Below are 14,503 nucleotides of genomic sequence, written 5' to 3'. Positions count from 1 at the left end.
TCCCGTGACCCGCGCCACACCACAGGGCGGGGCCACGGACCGCGGACGGCCGAAGGGGACAAGCTACCCGCGGACTGGCCCACCGCACCGTCGGGGGAGATCCGCCGGCCTGGGAGCGGGGCGCCGTCCGGGGCGCGGGGTCAGTGGGTGTGACCGCCGTGGCGCGGGGTCAGTGGGTGTGACCGCCGTGGTGCGCGGGGTTCGTGTCGCAGACGCCGTCGCGGACCATGTCCAGGTGCATGGCCACCACGGGCCTGGCCGAGCGGGCCGCGGCCACCACGCCGCTGTTCCTCCCCTGAGAGATCTCCTTGTCGATGACGACCAGCGTCTTGCGGTGGGCCGTGTCCTGCGCCTTCAGCCACGCCGCGTCGTAGGCGGAGCCGCCCGCCTCGGCCTGGACGGCCTTCAGCTGCTGCTGCTGCGCCGCGGTCGGCTGGGTGGGCAGGGTGGTGTTCGTCTCGGCGGCCAGCTTGCGCACCGAGGCGTCCAGCTTGGTGTGGTCGCGCACCAGGGTCCGTCCGACGTCCTTGACGCAGGCGGTGGTGGCGTGCGTTCCGGCATCCTTGCCCGCGGCGATCTCGGCCAGGTTGCCCTGGTGGACCTGCACCAGGAACGTCTGGTCCTGGGATGTCTGGTCCTGGGACGTGTCGGAGGCGGCCGCGAAGACCTGGGGTGCGCACAGGCCGGTCAGGGACGCGGCCGCCACCACGGCGGCCAGAGTGTGTGAGCGCATGGGGATCGTGCTCCTTCGGTCCCGCCGGCCCGTACGCATGGGCCGGCCGAGAGGGGGACGGACGCAGGTCCGCATGCGGGACGGGTGCCACATCCCACGCCACCCATCACACCGATGCGGTCCCCGATTCACGCCGACAGGAGCTGCCACCGCCGCCCCTCCGTCTACTCTCCGGGCGCCCGCCGCCGCGCGGGGTGACCGACGCACCGCTCCGGATGCTCGTCGGCGCGGCCGCCCGGAGACGATCGTCGCCGCGCGACGCGGGCCCGGGTGGCGTCCGGCGTACGGGTCACACGTGTGTGTCCTGGTGGGTCATGATCACAGCGGATCGGGGTGTGAACCGCCCCGTCCAAGACCGCGGTGGGGCGGGCCGCTCGGGCACGCTCCTCCACGTCGGATCACGAGACCGCACCGAGCGCGTCAGACCCGTACCGCGCACGAGTCCCAGCGAGCCCATGCACCCCTTCCTCGGTGAAACGGTTTCTCGGGATGTCCGGCAGACTTAACGATATTGAGTTCCGGGAAGCGCCTTATTGCCCGGCTCGGACGACCGGGTCTCGAATGAGGGGAGAGGCCGTGGGTCATGTGAAGCCCGGACACTTACCCGAGCGGGCGACGCTGGGCGTCGAGGAGGAGTTCATTCTCCTCGACCGTCACACGCGCCGCCCCGTCGCCCGCAGCGATCAAGTGCTCGAAACCGGCCGCCCGTTCCTGGGCGCCGGTCACCTGGTGCCGGAGATCTCCCAGTCGATGATCGAGACGGTCAGCCGGGTGTGCGTCACCGCCACGGAACTGCGACGGGAACTGACACGGCTGCGCCGGGGCGCGGCGCGCGCGGCGCGGGCGCACGACTGCGCTCCGCTGGCCTCGGGGACCTCGCTGCTCGGTCGCGCCGGCCCGGCGTCCGAGGGGGACCCGGCCGGTGTGCCGCGCGTGCGCGACCACCCCCGCTACGTCAGGATCACGGAGCGCTTCGGGCCCCTGGTGAAGGATCAGGGCGTGTGCTCCTGCCACGTCCACGTGGGTGTTCCCGATCTGGCCACCGCCGTCGCCGTCACCAACCACCTGCGGCCCTGGCTGCCGCTGTTCCTGGCGCTGACCGCGAACTCGCCCTTCTGGCACGGCGCCGACACCGGTCACGCGAGCTGGCGGGTCATGGTCTGGAGCCGGTGGCCCACCGCCGGGCCGCCGCCCTTCCTGCACTCGGCCGAGCACTACGAAGAGGTCGTCCGGTCCCTCGTGACCAGCGGCGCGGCCCTGGATCCCGGAATGCTCTACTGGTACGCCCGCCCCTCGCGCCACGTGCCCACCGTCGAGGTCCGGGTCGCCGACGTCCTGCCCACCGTGACGCAGACGGTGGCCTACGCCCTGCTGGTCCGAGCCGTCGTCGCGCGGGCCCGCGCCGCGGTGGCCGCCGAGGCCCCCGCACCGCGCGTCGATCAGGACGTGCTCACCGCGGCCTGCTGGCGGGCGGCCCGCGACGGCGTCACCGGCCACCTGCTCGACATGTTCTCCCACTCGGCCGGCGCACCCCTGGCGTCCGTACCTGCCGCGGAGCAGATCGCCGAGGCGCGCCGCCTCGCCCGGCCCCACCTCGCCCCCCAGGACCGCGCCCTCGTCGACGCCTGGCTGGGCCGCCTCGCCAGCGAGGGCACCGGCGCCGATCTGCAGCGGGCCGCCCACCTCGGCACGGGATGCCTGGAAGGCGTGGCCGACGGCCTCACCTTCGCGGCGGGCCCCGCGCCATACGCCCTGAACGGCTGTCCGCCGCGCCCGCGTCCCTTCGCCCCCACCGAGGAGATGACCTGACCGGACCCCCGCCCGATGCCTCGGCCCCTCCTCCGGGGCGCCCCGGGCGCGGTCGTCGGGGCGGACGGCGGCACTATCCGCGTCGCGAGCGCCCTATGACGGCCGCGACCACGAGGACGGCCACGACGATGAGCAGCAGAACGGGGACGGGCGTTCCGGACGGCCATCCCTTGTAGGCCGTCGTCACGTCGTCCATGGCACCTCGCGAAGCGGCTCGGTCCTTCGGTCCCACGGTTTCGCGCGCGTCACTTGCCGCGCGCTTTCCAGGCGATCGCGCAGACCACGAACAGAGCGATGACGACGACCCCGAACCACCAGCCGCGCAGCGCGCCGTCGTACATGACCGCGAGGACCTCCGAGGGGGCGCGGGCGCCGGCCCTCGTGCCGTCCGCGTCCGCGAGGCCGCTCACCGACCCGATCGCGTCGGCGAGGCCGCCCTGGCTCATGCCTTCGGTCGTCATGAAGTCCCACGTGCCCCCGGGCTCCCGATCCAAGCCTGCGGTCCCGGCGGGCGTGTGATGAGTCCGACAACGGCCACGACCTTGTCCCGTGGCTGGTCGATGACGCGTACTGCGCGATGAAGTAGCCTCCGGCCGTCGCCACGTCCCCGCGTCCCCGCGCCCGGCGCCGGCGGTGTGTCAGCGGTCCGGGTGGACGGGCTCCCAGGGGGCGTCCACCGCGGACACCGCCCGCGGGTTCTGCCACACCAGGCAGCCCAGGGACACCCCCGGCACCACTCCGTCGCGGTCCGCCAGCGGCCCCGTGCCCGTCTCCAACGCCTCCGCGACGGCCGTGAGATACCCGCCGAGGGTGGTGTACGCACCGTGCAGGCGAGCCCGGTCGGTGGCGGACCAGCGGCCCATCCGGCCGGCGTCCGGCCCGTCGACCACCACCATCTCCCCCGCGTAGTCGTCGTCGGCGCCCGACAGCGGCACCCAGCCGGTGCATCCGACGGCGCCGGTGTCCGGATCGCTGCGGGCGGCGTGCACCCGGACGGCCTCGTCCAGCGGCAGGAAGGTGTATCCGGCCAGGAACTTCGCCGGATCGACCTCGCCCTCCTCGTCGCCGTCGACCTCGAAGCCCTCCGCGCCGTCGTGCCGCAGCCACAGCGCCGCCACCTCCCGCGGCCAGGTCACCCCCATGCGCGCCTGCGCCGCCGCGACCCGTTCCGGCCCGGCGGGCGGCCGCAACGAGGCGTACGAACAAGGTGCGTTGGCCTTCAGCCAGTCCTCGACGCGATCCCACGCCGCCAAAGGTTCATCGTTCATCCGCCCACCGTACCCACGCGTGCGGAGCCTTCACCGTGATCCGGCCCCGCAGGGGCCGTCAGCGGTCTCGGCCCCTGCGCCCGGGGCGCTCGGTGGCGGCGCATCAGACCATGGTCATGAACTCGGCCAGGTCCTTGTTGAGGCGGTCGGCGTGGGTGACGTACAGGCCGTGGCCGCCGTCGTCGTAGACCTTCAGGGTGCTGTGGGGCAGCAGGTCGGCGCTGCGGCGGCCGGTCACCTCGAAGGGGGCCGAGGTGTCGTGGGTGCCGTGCACGACGAGTACGGGGAGGTCGAGCGCCGGCAGCTCGGGGGCCACGTTCATGCCGCGGACCACGGCGTTGACGGCGTCCGCGGCACGGGCGGTGGAGGCCAGGCAGCAGTCGACGGCGTAGCGGAGGTAGGTCGGCGACACCTCGTTGCCGGGCCGGTCCAGGGCGAAGTAGTCGTGGGCGCCGCCGTCGTAGAACGCCGCCCGGTCCCTGCGGATCACCTCGTGGGCGGCCCGCAGGGTCTCCAGGTCCATGCCGTCCGGGTTGTCGGCCGCGCGGATCAGTCCCGGGGCTATGCCGGCGACGAGGGCCGCCCGGCTCACCCGGTCCGCGCCGTGCCGGGTCAGGCAGCGCACGATCTCCGCGCTGCCCAGCGAGTGACCGATCAGGGTGACCTCGCGCAGGTCCAGGTGTTCCAGCAGTCCGTTCAGGTCGTCGGCCTGCGTGTCCAGGTCGAAGCCGCCCCACACGTCCTCGGACCGGCCGTGCCCCCGCCGGTCCAGGCCCACGCAGCGGTATCCGCTCTCGGCCAGAGGGAGCATCTGGAACTCCCACATCTCGGTGCCGAAGTAGGCGCCGTGCACGAAGACGGCCACGGGACCGTCGGCCGGCCCGTAGTCCGCGTAGTGCAGGCGGGTGCCGTCGACGGGGCTGGTGAAGTACGGCATGGCTCCTCCTGGAGTCCGGTGACGCGGTGCGTCGGGCGGGTACGTCGTCCATGATTGCGGAGCGCGGTGCACGGGGCGATTACCCACGAGGTCATGCCGGTCGGGGACGGCCGCGGCGCCCGGCCCAGTCCCGTCGCGCACCGCGGCCAGGGCATGGGGGGGAAAGCGCGGGCGTGTGTCGGCAGCGCTCCCCGGGGCTCGCGCCGGGCGCGGTCCGCGTCGTGTGATGCTGGCGTCATGACTGAACACCGCGAGGTCGCCGTCGTCGTCCGCCGGTCCGGCCACGACCCGTCGAGCGATGACGGCCTGGCCGCCCTGCTGGCGGCCTACCATCTGGCGACCGAGGCCGAGAAGGGCGCGCCGGTCGCCGGTGTGGACGGGCTGCCGGACCGTTACCGGGCCGAAGTCACCGATCCTCACGGCGTGTTCGCCGACGACGTCGTCCTGGTGGCCGTCTCGGGGGACGTCGCTGTGGGCTGTCTGGTGGTGACCTCCCCGGCCGACGGGCGGTCGGAGATCAAGCGGCTCTGGACCGACCCCGGGTTCCGGGGCCGGGGCATCGCGTCCGCCCTGCTCCGCGCCGCGCTCGCCCACACCGCGGAGAACGGCGTGCACACCGTCCGGCTCTCGGTGTGGCACTGGCGGACCGGGGCCATCGCCCTGTACGAACGGCTCGGCTTCACCGTCACCCGGTCGTGGGACGAGCGGGACGGACTGGTGTGCATGCGGCACGCTTCATGAGCGGGGACGGTCACGCCTTCCGGCGACGACGGCCGGCGAGTGCGCCCGCCGCCGTCGCTCCTCCGACGCCGAGCACGCCGACCGCCGTCCGTGCCGGAGAACGCTGCGGGCGTTCCCCCGGGTGGGTCGTTCGGGCCGGGGCGGGCCGGGAACCCGGAGATCATGACCGATGACACACGCCGTATCCGGCTGGTGCAGACCGTGCTCGACAGCACCGATGTCCGCCGGCTCGCCGAGTTCTACCGGTCCCTGCTGGGACTGGAGTACGCCGAGGGGGACGAGCCGCCGGAGCCGGGGCGGCCGGACGAGCGCGGCCGGGACTGGCTCGTCCTGCGCGGCCCCGACGGCGCGCCGCGGCTCGCCTTCCAGCAGGTGGAGCGGCTGCGCGCACCGGACTGGCCGGACGGTCCGGTGCCCCAGCAGATGCACCTCGACCTGAGCGTCGCCTCACTGGAGGAGCTGCTGAGGCAGCACGAGCGGGTGCTCGCCCTCGGCGGGGCCCTGCTCAGCGACCGGGACCGGCCGGATCCCGACGACGAGGAGCGCTTCCGGGTCTACCGGGACCCGGAGGGCCACCCGTTCTGCGTCTTCGTCACGGAGCGGGACGAGTAGCCCGCAAGAAGCCGCAGGCGTCGCGGGAGCCGAAGGGGTCGCGGGAGCCGCGAGGAGTTCGCGGGCGTGCCGTGGATGGCGGCGGCGTACGGGTATCCGGTGCCCATGACGATGGGACACCTGCTCGTGATCACGCCGGGCATCCGCGCATACCGCGAGTACCTGCTGCGGTCGATCAGCCGCGACTTCCGCGTCCACCTGGTGCTGACCGGGCCCCCCACGTGGGAACTGGCGTACACGGCCGGCCACACCGTGGTGGCGGACCTGGCCGACGTCGACGGCCTCGTGCGGGTCGCCCGGGCGGTGGACGCCGAACGGGCGCTGGACGGCGTCATCTGCTGGGACGAGACCTGGATCGAGCAGACCGCGCAGGTGGCCGTCGCCCTCGGCCTGCCGGGCGGGGACCCGCGGTGCGTCGAGCGCTGCCGGGACAAGCACCTCACCCGGGCGGCCCTGGCCGCCGCCCGGGTGCCCCAGCCGCGCTCGGTGCTCGTCGGCGGGCGCGCGGAGGCCCTCGCGGTGGCCGAGGACATCGGCTATCCGGTCGTCGTCAAGCCGCGCGCCCTGGCCGGGAGTTTCGGCGTGGTACGGGCCGACTCCCCCACCGCCCTGGTGGCGGCCGTCGAGTTCACGGACGCGAGCGGCGCGTGGGCGCCCGACCTTCCGACGCACGAACGCAACATCCTGGTCGAGGAGTTCGCCCGGGGGCCGGAGATCAGCGTCGACAGCGTGGTGCACCGCGGCACGGTGACCCCGGTCTGCCTGGCCCGCAAGGAGGTCGGCTTCGCGCCCTACTTCGAGGAGACCGGGCACGTCGTCGATCCGGACGACCCGCTGTGGTCCGATACGACGCTGACGGACGTCGTCGTGCGCACGCACGCCGCGCTGGACTTCACGGACGGCGTGACGCACACGGAGATCAGGCTGACGCCGGCCGGGCCGAAGGTCATCGAGGTCAACGCCCGGATCGGCGGGGGCATGATCCCCCTGCTGAATTTGATGGGCGGCGGCCCGGACCTCGCCTCGGCGGCCGCCGACGTCGCCTGCGGCAGAACGCCCAGGCTGCGGGCGGCCACCGGGGACCGCCGGGTCGCCGCCATCCGCTTCTACTATCCGCCCGAGGACGACTGCGTCATAGCGGACGTCCGCTTCGAGGAGTCGGTACTGCCGGAGCGGGTGGTGCGCTGCGGCCCGCTGGCGGCGGCGGGAGAGGTCAAGTCGCCGCCGCCGCGCGGGCTGATGGACGGCAGGGTCGCCTACGCGATCGCCCTGGCCGACGACGCCGCCGCCTGCCGTGCCGCGCTGGACGAGGCCGGGCGCGCCCTGCGGGTGGACGTGGCCTGAGCCGGCCCGTCCAGGACCGGCCGCCGGACCGCGGTCCCGCTCAGGGCGTGCTCGCCGGTGCGGCGGCCCGGGCCCCCTCGGGGGGTTCGGGCCTGAGGCTGTCCAGGGAGCGGACCTTGCGCAGCGGGGACAGGATCAGGAAGAGGCAGGTGCTCAGCAGCCCCACGGTCCCCACCCCCAGCGCCCCGCGCAGCCCCAGGTGGGTGCCCAGCCAGCCGCCGAGCAGCGAGCCGACCGGTTTCACGCCCAGGGCGACGAAGAGGTAGGCGGCGTTGGTACGGCCCAGGAGCCGCTGCGGGGTCACGGTCTGACGGATCGTCATGGTGTGGACGTTGCAGGCGGTGATGCCGAAGCCCTGCACGAAGAAGGCGCAGACGAGGAGCGGGGCCGCCCAGGTGCCGCGGTGCGCGGACGGCAGCAACAGCGGGGCCAGGTCGCCGATCACCGCCGCGATCACGAGGGTGCGGCCCAGGCCCACCCGGCGGGCGAGGCGGTCGGTGAACGCCGCGCCGAGCAGCGCTCCCACGGCGCCGACGGACAGCGTCAGGCCCAGCGTGCCCGGGCTCATGCGCAGTTCCTTCACCGCGAACAGGGTGAGGATCGTCAGGACGATCTGCCAGCACAGGTTGTAGCTGGCGGCCTCGCCGAGGGTGGCCCGCAGGTAGGCGCTGGAGAAGGTGAAGCGGAAGCCCTCGGACACCTGGGACCGTAACGGCGCGGGGTCGACGCGGGCGGCCTTCTCACGTTGGCGCACCGCGGAGACGCCCAGCGCGGAGGCGAGGTAGGAGACCGCGTCGACGAGCAGGGCGAACGGCGCCCCCACGAGCTGCGTCAGCGCCCCGCCCAGCCCCGGGCCGCCGATCTCCGCCACCGACTCGCTCGCCGTGAGGCGGGAGTTGGCGCCGGTGAGGTGTTCGGGTGGCACGATCGCCGGCAGGTACGAGCGGTAGGCGATGGTGAAGAACACCCGCGCGGTCCCGGCCGCGCAGGCCAGCGCCAGCAGCCGGCCGAAAGTGAGCAGGTCCAGCGCCGCCAGCAGCGGGATCGCGCCGATCGACAGCGCCTGCCCCAGGCTGGAGAGGATCAGCACGCCGCGCCGCTGCCACCGGTCGACCAGGACGCCGGCGGGCAGGCCGAGGAGGACGTACGGGGCGAACGTCAGCGCGCCCAGCAGCCCCAGCTGGGTCGCGTCCGCGTCGAGGGTGAGCACCGCGGTCAGCGGCATGGCCAGCTGGTACACCTGGGTTCCGACCAGCGAGGCGGTCTCGCCCGCCCAGACGAAGTTGAAGTCCCTGCGCCAGCCTCCGGCCACGATGCTCCCTCGATGTCGCTCCTGCCGCCGGCGCCGGGCGGCGCCGGCCGCCGCCCCCGGACGGCGGTCCGGGAGCGGCGGTGGGACTGTCTCAGTGCCCCGGTTCCCCGTCGCGGAACCCGGAGCCGCGCGTTCCGGGTGGCCGGCGCTCCGGCCGCGCCGGCCGCCCCGGGCGCCGCGGGTCATGCGCCGTGGTCCGGCTCCACGTCGTAGAAGCCGTGCCCGTCGAGGTAGCAGACGGTCTGGAAGTCCTTCTCGACCGTCGCGGCGTCGGCGTGCGCGAGGCCGACGCAGAGGGGTTCGGTGCTGTCGTCGACCGTGCGGCGCAGCCGCTGACCGGGGGTGACGCGCAGCGTCATGCCCTGGTAGGCGGCGAGGTGCTCCACCTCGCCGAGCAGCGGGTACGACCTCAGGCGGCCCTCCAGCGGGGAGGCGAGGAACGCCATCGCGGCGTGCCCGTTCGCCCGGTAGGGGGTGTCGACGTCGGCGAGGAACGCCTCGGGGTCGGTGTACGCCTGCACCGTGCGGTCGATCTGCGACTCACCGGTGGCGAGGACGGCGTAGCGGGCCACGTCCGAGCCGCACAGGCGGGCGCCGACCTCCACCAGGCGGGGCCCGTCGGGGGTGAGGATGATTTCGAGGTGGGCGGGTCCGTGGGCGATGCCGAGGGCGTCGAGCACCGCGAGGGCGTAGTCGCGCAGCGGGCTCCAGCGCGGGTCCGACGGCGGCAGCGAGAGGATGCCGTTGATGCGGTCGCGGACGCCGTTGACGTCGATCTTCTGGTAGCGCCAGGTGTCGGTGACGCGGTGCCGCCCGTCCCGGCTGACGGTGTTGACGACGAACTCCGTGCCGGTCAGGTACTCCTGGGCCACCACTGCCTCGTTGCGCAGGCCGAACTCGTTGACGGCGTGGCGGATCCGCTCGTAGGCGGCGACGGACTCGGCGGGACTGTCGCAGACGCTCACTCCGTCGTTGCGGGCGCTGCGGACGGGTTTGACCACGGCCCGCCCGCCCAGCCGGGTGTGCCACGCCTCCAGTTGGTCGGCGTCCTCGACGGTCAGCTGGCGTGCGGTGGGCAGGCCGGCCGCCGCCACGGTCCGGATCTGCACGTCCTTGGTGCGCCGGGCGTAGCTGAGCGCGGTGCCGTTGCCGGGCAGGCCGGTGGCCTCGCACAGGGCGTCGGCGAGTTCGACGCCCTGCTCGGATCCGGCGATCACCGCGACGGGCCGGTGTCCGGCCAGCAGCGCGGCGGCGGTCGCCTCGACGTCCGAGGTGTGGACGAGGTTGTCGGTGTACAGGCCGAGGTCGAGTTCGCTGCGGTAGTGGGCGGGTATGTCGACGGTGCTCTGCACCCGTACGCAGTCGTGTCCGGCGGCGTCGAACGCCTTCGCCAGCCGGGCGGCCGATCCGAAGCCGTCGACGACCGCGACGGCGGGACGGCCGGTCATGAGGCATTCCCGGCGACGGTGCGCAGGGCGACCGTCAGCCGCTCCACCAGTTCGTCGGCCTCCTCGTCGGCCAGCACGAGCGGGGGCATCAGCACGAGCGTGTTGTTGGTGCTGGTCAGCAGCAGCCCGGCGGCCTTGCAGGCGTCGCGCACCCCGGCCATCTCGGTCGCGCCCAGCCGGCCCGACTCGCGGCGCAGTTCGACGCCGATCATCAGGCCCTCGCCGCGTACGTCGTGGATGAGCGGGATCTCGTCGGCCGCGGCGCACAGGCGGCGGCGGATCTCCGCTCCCCTGGTGCGCACCCGCTCCAGCAGTGTGCCGTCGGCCAGTTCCTCCAGGACGGCCAGTCCGGCGGCCATGGCGGCCGGGTGCCCGTCGGCGGTGCAGCCGTGCGGGAAGACGTACTCGGGCCGGGAGACGGCCTCGTCGAGGACGGCGTCCGAGCAGACCAGGGCGGCCAGCGGGAAGTAGCCGGAGGTGATGCCCTTGCCCAGCACCAGCATGTCGGGCAGGACGCCCCGCGCGGCCATCACCGACATCGCGCCGGTGCGGCCGAATCCGGTGGTGACCTCGTCGGCGATGAGGTGGATGCCGTGCCGGTCGCACAGGGCGCGGATCCGGGCGAGGGCGCCCTCGGGGGCGGGCAGGACGTCGGTGCCCATGATCGGTTCCACGATCACGGCGGTGATGTTCTCCGGTCCGCGTCGCTGCACGGCCCGTTCCAGGGCGTCCAGGTCCCAGGGCCGGACGTGGTGCACCTCCGGGGCGAGCGGTGCCTGGAGTGCGTGCATCTGGCGTTCGCCGGTGAGCGCGCCGGCCAGGCCGCCGGTGCCGTGGTAGCCGTTGGTGAAGGCGAGGACCTTGACGCGCTGCGTCTCGCCGCGGACCTTGCGCACGAAGCGCGACAGGAGCACCGCGGCGCTGGTCATCTGGGAGCCGGTGCTGCCGAAGCGGACGTGGTTGAGCGGGTCGGGCAGTTCGGCGACCAGTCGGCGGGCGTAGCGCAGGGAGATCTCGGCGGGCTCGGCGTAGCGGATGACCTGGGCCACCGGCAGACGGCGGAGCTGCTCGGTGACGGCGTCCACGACGCGGTCGCAGCTGTAGCCGAGGGTCGTGTTCCACATGCCGGCCCGCGCGTCCAGGTACCAGGCGCCGGTGGCGTCCTGGAGGCGGCAGCCCTTGCCGTGCACGACGGCGGTGGCGTCGAAGCCGCCGTCGCGGACGGTCTGCGGGGTGAGGGAGTTGTGCCAGAGTGCGTCGTGGTCGTTCCTCAGCATGCCAGCGTCTCCAGCTTCTTGCGGTCGAGCTTGCCGTTGTCGTTGAGCGGGAAGCGGTCCACCCGCTGGAACCGGCCGGGGACCATGTAGGCAGGCAGCCGGCCCGCCACCCATCCGGCGAGTTCGGCCACCGGCACCGAGGCGCCCACGTACAGGGCCCGGAGGTCGGTGCCGTCGAAGAGGACGGCGGCGTCCTCGACGCCGGGGTGGGCGGCGAGGGCCGCCTCGACCTCGCCCAGTTCCACCCGGTAGCCGTGCACCTGGACCTGGGCGTCCAGGCGGCCGAGGTGGGTGAGCACCCCGTCCTCCGCCACGACCCGGTCGCCGGTGCGGTACCACAGGCGCGGCGCGGGGGCGTCGTGCGTGTCGTGGACGCGGGCGACGGCGTCGCCGGGCTCCCAGTCGAGGAAGCGGCCGGCGTTGTTCTCCGGGTCCAGGTAGCCGGCGAAGCGCTGCACCCCGCGTACGCACAGCTCGCCCTCGGCCGCGGGGCGGCCCGTCCCGTCCAGGACGACGTGCTCCAGGTGCGGCAGGCGGTGGCCGATGGGGACGGAGGCGTTGCGGGTGCTCGGCCAGTCGGCCGGGTCGGCCGGCAGCCGGTAGGCGGTGCAGGTGACGGTGAGTTCGGTGGGGCCGTACAGGTTCTCGATGACCGCCTGCGGCGCGGCCCGGTGCCAGGCGGCCGCCTGTTTGAGGGTCAGCTGCTCCCCCGCGAACAGGCCCCACCGCAGGTCGGGGAGGCATCCGGCCGGCAGTCTGCGCAGGCGCGCGGCCAGCGACACCACCGACGGCACGGAGAACCAGTGCGTGAGCCGGTGCGTCCGGGCGAAGGCGGCCGGGTCGGCGAGGTCCTCGCGCTGCGGCACGACCAGGGTGGCGCCGGCGGCCCAGGTGACGAACATGTCGAACACGGACGGGTCGAAGGTGAGGTCGAAGGTCTGGCTCAGCCGGTCGCCCGGTGCGACCTCGTAGCGTTCCACCTGGTGGGCGATGTAGGGCAGGACGTTGCCGTGCGCGATGGGCAGGCCCTTGGGGACGCCGGTGGAGCCGGAGGTGAACAGGATGTACGCGGGCGCCTCGCCGGCGGGCGGCGGCGCGGCCGGGCCCGGGACGGGCGGCGCGGCCGGGGTGCCGTGTCCCGACGGCGTGCCGTCCGCCGTCGCCAGGGCGAGCGGGACCGCGCTCTCCCGCATCAGGTCGCGCAGCGCGGTGTCGGTGAGCACGGTCCGCAGTCCGGCCCGGGCGGCGATCGCGGCGTTGCGCCGCGCGGGGAAGATCGGGTTGAGCGGCACCACGGTCGCCCCGGCGGACAGGACGGCGAGGTATCCGGCGTACGCCAGGGGGGAGCGGGAGGCCAGCAGCCCGACGCGTGCTCCCGGCGGGAGAGGGCCGAGGTGGGCCGCGAGGCGCTCGGCGGTGCGGGCCAGCTCCCGGTAGGTGAGGGTCGCGCCGGCCACGCTCAGGGCGGGCCGGTCCGGGTGGCGGCGCGCGCTGCGGGAGAACAGGCCGGACAGCGAGTCGGACGTGGCGGACGGCGAGTCAGACATGGCGGACGGCGAGTCAGACATGGCGGACCTCCCGGTCCATGAGGGTCAGTACGCCGTCCGCCGCGTGCAGGCGGTCGTTGCTGTAGTTCAGCGGGGCGGAGCGCAGGTCGCGCAGCGTCCGCTCCAGGGCGGTCGGCGAGTCGCGCAGGTAGCCGTGGCGCATGCCCATCAGGTCCGTCAGCTCGTCGGCCGCCGCCGGGCACAGCTCGGAGGCGGTCAGTTTCACCGCGTTGACGAGGAGTTGCACGGGCGCGCTCGTGGGGTCCTCGGCCGAGGCCAGGACGGACGCGGCGTGCGTGATCAGCGCGTGGACGGTGTCCAGGCGCTGGCGGACCCGCGAGAGGCGGGTGAGCAGCAGGGGCGAGTCGAGGTCGTAGCGGCGCCGTTCGGCCCGCAGCAGGGTCACCACGCGCTGGAGCGCGCCGTCGGCGGCGCCCTGCCAGCACGCCGCCCAGCCGAGGTGGGCCAGGGGCGCGAAGGTGCGTACGGCGATGTCCCGGAACGCCCCGTGCGCGCCGACGACCTGGTCGCGGGGGATCTCGCCGGCCAGGTGCAGGGGCGCGCTGTGGGTGGCGCGCATGCCCATCGGGTTCCAGTCGCCGCGGACCGTGACGGTGAGCTGGTCGCGCTCGGCGTAGACCAGCGACAGCTGGGAGGGTGACGTGGCGTCGGGGGCCAGGGCGGTGATGAGGAACGCGTCGGCGTGGCCGCCTCCGGTCACCACGGGGGCGAAGCGGTCCACCCGGACGGTGGAGTCGTCGCCGGCCGTCAGCGCGGACCCGGAGGACAGCAGGTGTCCGCCGGTGGCGGCCTCGGTGGTCACCGAGGCCAGGTAGAGCTCGCCGCGGACGATGCGGGGCAGCAGCCGCTGCCGGAGCGGGCCGCCGTCGCGGACGACGGCGGCGACCTGCTGGCAGTGCATGGTGAAGATCATGCCGACCGACATGCAGGTGCGGGAGAGCCGGCTGCTCACGGCCAGCAGGTCGTCCATGCCGCCGCCGGGGCCGCCGTCCGCGGCGGGCACCAGGAGGCCGAGGAGGCCGGTGCGGCGCATGGCCCCGAGCGCCTCGACGGGGAAGCGCGCCTCGCGGTCGCATGCCTCGGCGTGCCGGGCGGCCTCCGCCTCGACCTCGGACACGGCGCGTTCGAGGTCGGCGGGCCGCCACGCCGTGCGGGGCGGGTCGGTGACGGTCATCCGGGCACCCCGTCGGCGTTCAGGGTCCGCTCGAAGAGGGCGATGAGCGTGTCCAGGCGGCTGAGGTTGTCCGGGGTGAGTTCGCTCGCCTCGACCTCGGTGTCGAGTTCCTCCTCGACCCGCTCGACGATCTCCACGATGCGGAAGGAGCTGAACGTGGGCAGGTCGGTCAGCGCGGCGGCGCCGTGCAGGTCGGCCTGGTCGACGCCGAGGACCTCGGCGGTGGTGCCGGTGACGACCGCGCGGACGTCGGGTGTCTCCATGATGTCTCCGGGGTGTG

The 14,503-nt window shown here is 74.1% G+C and carries 15 protein-coding genes; 4 read left to right on the top strand and 11 right to left on the bottom strand.

The window, feature by feature from the left end:
• Nucleotides 1–169 precede the first annotated feature (169 nt).
• Nucleotides 170–733 (bottom strand): DUF4142 domain-containing protein, encoded by a 564-nt coding sequence (locus tag ABEB07_RS32245; protein WP_345671583.1) that lies wholly within the window; start codon nucleotides 731–733, stop codon nucleotides 170–172.
• Nucleotides 734–1,309: 576 nt separating this feature from the next.
• On the opposite strand from ABEB07_RS32245, the gene ABEB07_RS32240 reads away from it, so the two are divergent.
• On the top strand, nucleotides 1,310–2,542 hold the full coding sequence (locus ABEB07_RS32240) for a carboxylate-amine ligase (RefSeq protein WP_345671582.1): 1,233 nt from the start codon (nucleotides 1,310–1,312) through the stop codon (nucleotides 2,540–2,542).
• 73 nt (nucleotides 2,543–2,615) lie between these two features.
• Here ABEB07_RS32240 and ABEB07_RS32235 read toward each other — a convergent pair whose 3' ends face one another.
• From ABEB07_RS32235 to ABEB07_RS32220, 4 genes are all read right to left on the bottom strand, one after another.
• Nucleotides 2,616–2,738 (bottom strand): hypothetical protein, encoded by a 123-nt coding sequence (locus ABEB07_RS32235; protein WP_345671581.1) that lies wholly within the window; start codon nucleotides 2,736–2,738, stop codon nucleotides 2,616–2,618.
• A 49-nt stretch (nucleotides 2,739–2,787) separates the two neighbouring features.
• A complete protein-coding gene (locus tag ABEB07_RS32230) occupies nucleotides 2,788–3,003 on the bottom strand; it encodes a hypothetical protein (RefSeq protein ID WP_345671580.1) in 216 nt (71 codons plus the stop codon).
• A gap of 177 nt (nucleotides 3,004–3,180) precedes the next feature.
• Nucleotides 3,181–3,810: an SMI1/KNR4 family protein gene (locus ABEB07_RS32225; protein WP_345671579.1), complete on the bottom strand. Its 630-nt coding sequence runs from the start codon at nucleotides 3,808–3,810 to the stop codon at nucleotides 3,181–3,183.
• Between the two features lie 103 nt (nucleotides 3,811–3,913).
• Nucleotides 3,914–4,747: an alpha/beta fold hydrolase gene (locus ABEB07_RS32220; RefSeq protein WP_345671578.1), complete on the bottom strand. Its 834-nt coding sequence runs from the start codon at nucleotides 4,745–4,747 to the stop codon at nucleotides 3,914–3,916.
• Between the two features lie 237 nt (nucleotides 4,748–4,984).
• On the opposite strand from ABEB07_RS32220, the gene ABEB07_RS32215 reads away from it, so the two are divergent.
• From ABEB07_RS32215 to ABEB07_RS32205, 3 genes are all read left to right on the top strand, one after another.
• Nucleotides 4,985–5,488 (top strand): GNAT family N-acetyltransferase, encoded by a 504-nt coding sequence (locus tag ABEB07_RS32215; protein WP_345671577.1) that lies wholly within the window; start codon nucleotides 4,985–4,987, stop codon nucleotides 5,486–5,488.
• A gap of 162 nt (nucleotides 5,489–5,650) precedes the next feature.
• Complete coding sequence (locus ABEB07_RS32210) at nucleotides 5,651–6,100, top strand: VOC family protein (protein ID WP_345671575.1); 450 nt, start codon at nucleotides 5,651–5,653, stop codon at nucleotides 6,098–6,100.
• A 105-nt stretch (nucleotides 6,101–6,205) separates the two neighbouring features.
• Nucleotides 6,206–7,444 (top strand): ATP-grasp domain-containing protein, encoded by a 1,239-nt coding sequence (locus ABEB07_RS32205; RefSeq protein WP_345671573.1) that lies wholly within the window; start codon nucleotides 6,206–6,208, stop codon nucleotides 7,442–7,444.
• 40 nt (nucleotides 7,445–7,484) lie between these two features.
• On the opposite strand, the gene ABEB07_RS32200 is transcribed toward ABEB07_RS32205, so the two are convergent.
• The 6 genes from ABEB07_RS32200 to ABEB07_RS32175 form a co-directional block, all read right to left on the bottom strand.
• Complete coding sequence (locus ABEB07_RS32200; protein ID WP_345671571.1) at nucleotides 7,485–8,756, bottom strand: MFS transporter; 1,272 nt, start codon at nucleotides 8,754–8,756, stop codon at nucleotides 7,485–7,487.
• 182 nt (nucleotides 8,757–8,938) lie between these two features.
• Entirely contained in the window at nucleotides 8,939–10,204 is a 1,266-nt protein-coding gene (locus tag ABEB07_RS32195; RefSeq protein ID WP_345671569.1) for an ATP-grasp domain-containing protein, read from the bottom strand.
• Entirely contained in the window at nucleotides 10,201–11,481 is a 1,281-nt protein-coding gene (locus tag ABEB07_RS32190; protein WP_345671568.1) for an aminotransferase family protein, read from the bottom strand. The genes ABEB07_RS32195 and ABEB07_RS32190 overlap by 4 nt, the downstream gene beginning before the upstream one ends.
• A complete protein-coding gene (locus ABEB07_RS32185; protein WP_345671567.1) occupies nucleotides 11,475–13,049 on the bottom strand; it encodes an amino acid adenylation domain-containing protein in 1,575 nt (524 codons plus the stop codon). Before ABEB07_RS32185 ends, ABEB07_RS32190 begins: the two co-directional genes overlap by 7 nt.
• Entirely contained in the window at nucleotides 13,042–14,223 is a 1,182-nt protein-coding gene (locus ABEB07_RS32180) for an acyl-CoA dehydrogenase family protein (RefSeq protein ID WP_345671565.1), read from the bottom strand. Before ABEB07_RS32180 ends, ABEB07_RS32185 begins: the two co-directional genes overlap by 8 nt.
• Nucleotides 14,220–14,486, bottom strand: a complete 267-nt coding sequence (locus ABEB07_RS32175; RefSeq protein ID WP_164387793.1) for a phosphopantetheine-binding protein — start codon at nucleotides 14,484–14,486, stop codon at nucleotides 14,220–14,222. The genes ABEB07_RS32180 and ABEB07_RS32175 overlap by 4 nt, the downstream gene beginning before the upstream one ends.
• Nucleotides 14,487–14,503 lie beyond the last annotated feature (17 nt).

It is taken from the genome of Streptomyces similanensis (assembly GCF_039543625.1).
Lineage (GTDB): Bacteria > Actinomycetota > Actinomycetes > Streptomycetales > Streptomycetaceae > Streptomyces > Streptomyces similanensis.
The sequence above is the reverse complement of the archived record's forward strand: the minus strand, read 5'-3'. Positions and strand labels throughout refer to the sequence as shown.

Excerpts from the sequence above, each read along its gene's own strand:
- ABEB07_RS32245 (WP_345671583.1), bottom strand. The coding sequence starts at position 733 with ATGCGCTCACACACTCTGGCCGCCGTGGTGGCGGCCGCGTCCCTGACC.
- ABEB07_RS32235 (WP_345671581.1), bottom strand. The coding sequence starts at position 2,738 with ATGGACGACGTGACGACGGCCTACAAGGGATGGCCGTCCGGAACGCCC.
- ABEB07_RS32230 (WP_345671580.1), bottom strand. The coding sequence starts at position 3,003 with ATGACGACCGAAGGCATGAGCCAGGGCGGCCTCGCCGACGCGATCGGG.
- ABEB07_RS32225 (WP_345671579.1), bottom strand. The coding sequence starts at position 3,810 with ATGAACGATGAACCTTTGGCGGCGTGGGATCGCGTCGAGGACTGGCTG.
- ABEB07_RS32220 (WP_345671578.1), bottom strand. The coding sequence starts at position 4,747 with ATGCCGTACTTCACCAGCCCCGTCGACGGCACCCGCCTGCACTACGCG.
- ABEB07_RS32215 (WP_345671577.1), top strand. The coding sequence starts at position 4,985 with ATGACTGAACACCGCGAGGTCGCCGTCGTCGTCCGCCGGTCCGGCCAC.
- ABEB07_RS32210 (WP_345671575.1), top strand. The coding sequence starts at position 5,651 with ATGACCGATGACACACGCCGTATCCGGCTGGTGCAGACCGTGCTCGAC.
- ABEB07_RS32205 (WP_345671573.1), top strand. The coding sequence starts at position 6,206 with ATGACGATGGGACACCTGCTCGTGATCACGCCGGGCATCCGCGCATAC.
- ABEB07_RS32195 (WP_345671569.1), bottom strand. The coding sequence starts at position 10,204 with ATGACCGGCCGTCCCGCCGTCGCGGTCGTCGACGGCTTCGGATCGGCC.
- ABEB07_RS32190 (WP_345671568.1), bottom strand. The coding sequence starts at position 11,481 with ATGCTGAGGAACGACCACGACGCACTCTGGCACAACTCCCTCACCCCG.
- ABEB07_RS32185 (WP_345671567.1), bottom strand. The coding sequence starts at position 13,049 with ATGTCTGACTCGCCGTCCGCCATGTCTGACTCGCCGTCCGCCACGTCC.
- ABEB07_RS32180 (WP_345671565.1), bottom strand. The coding sequence starts at position 14,223 with ATGACCGTCACCGACCCGCCCCGCACGGCGTGGCGGCCCGCCGACCTC.
- ABEB07_RS32175 (WP_164387793.1), bottom strand. The coding sequence starts at position 14,486 with ATGGAGACACCCGACGTCCGCGCGGTCGTCACCGGCACCACCGCCGAG.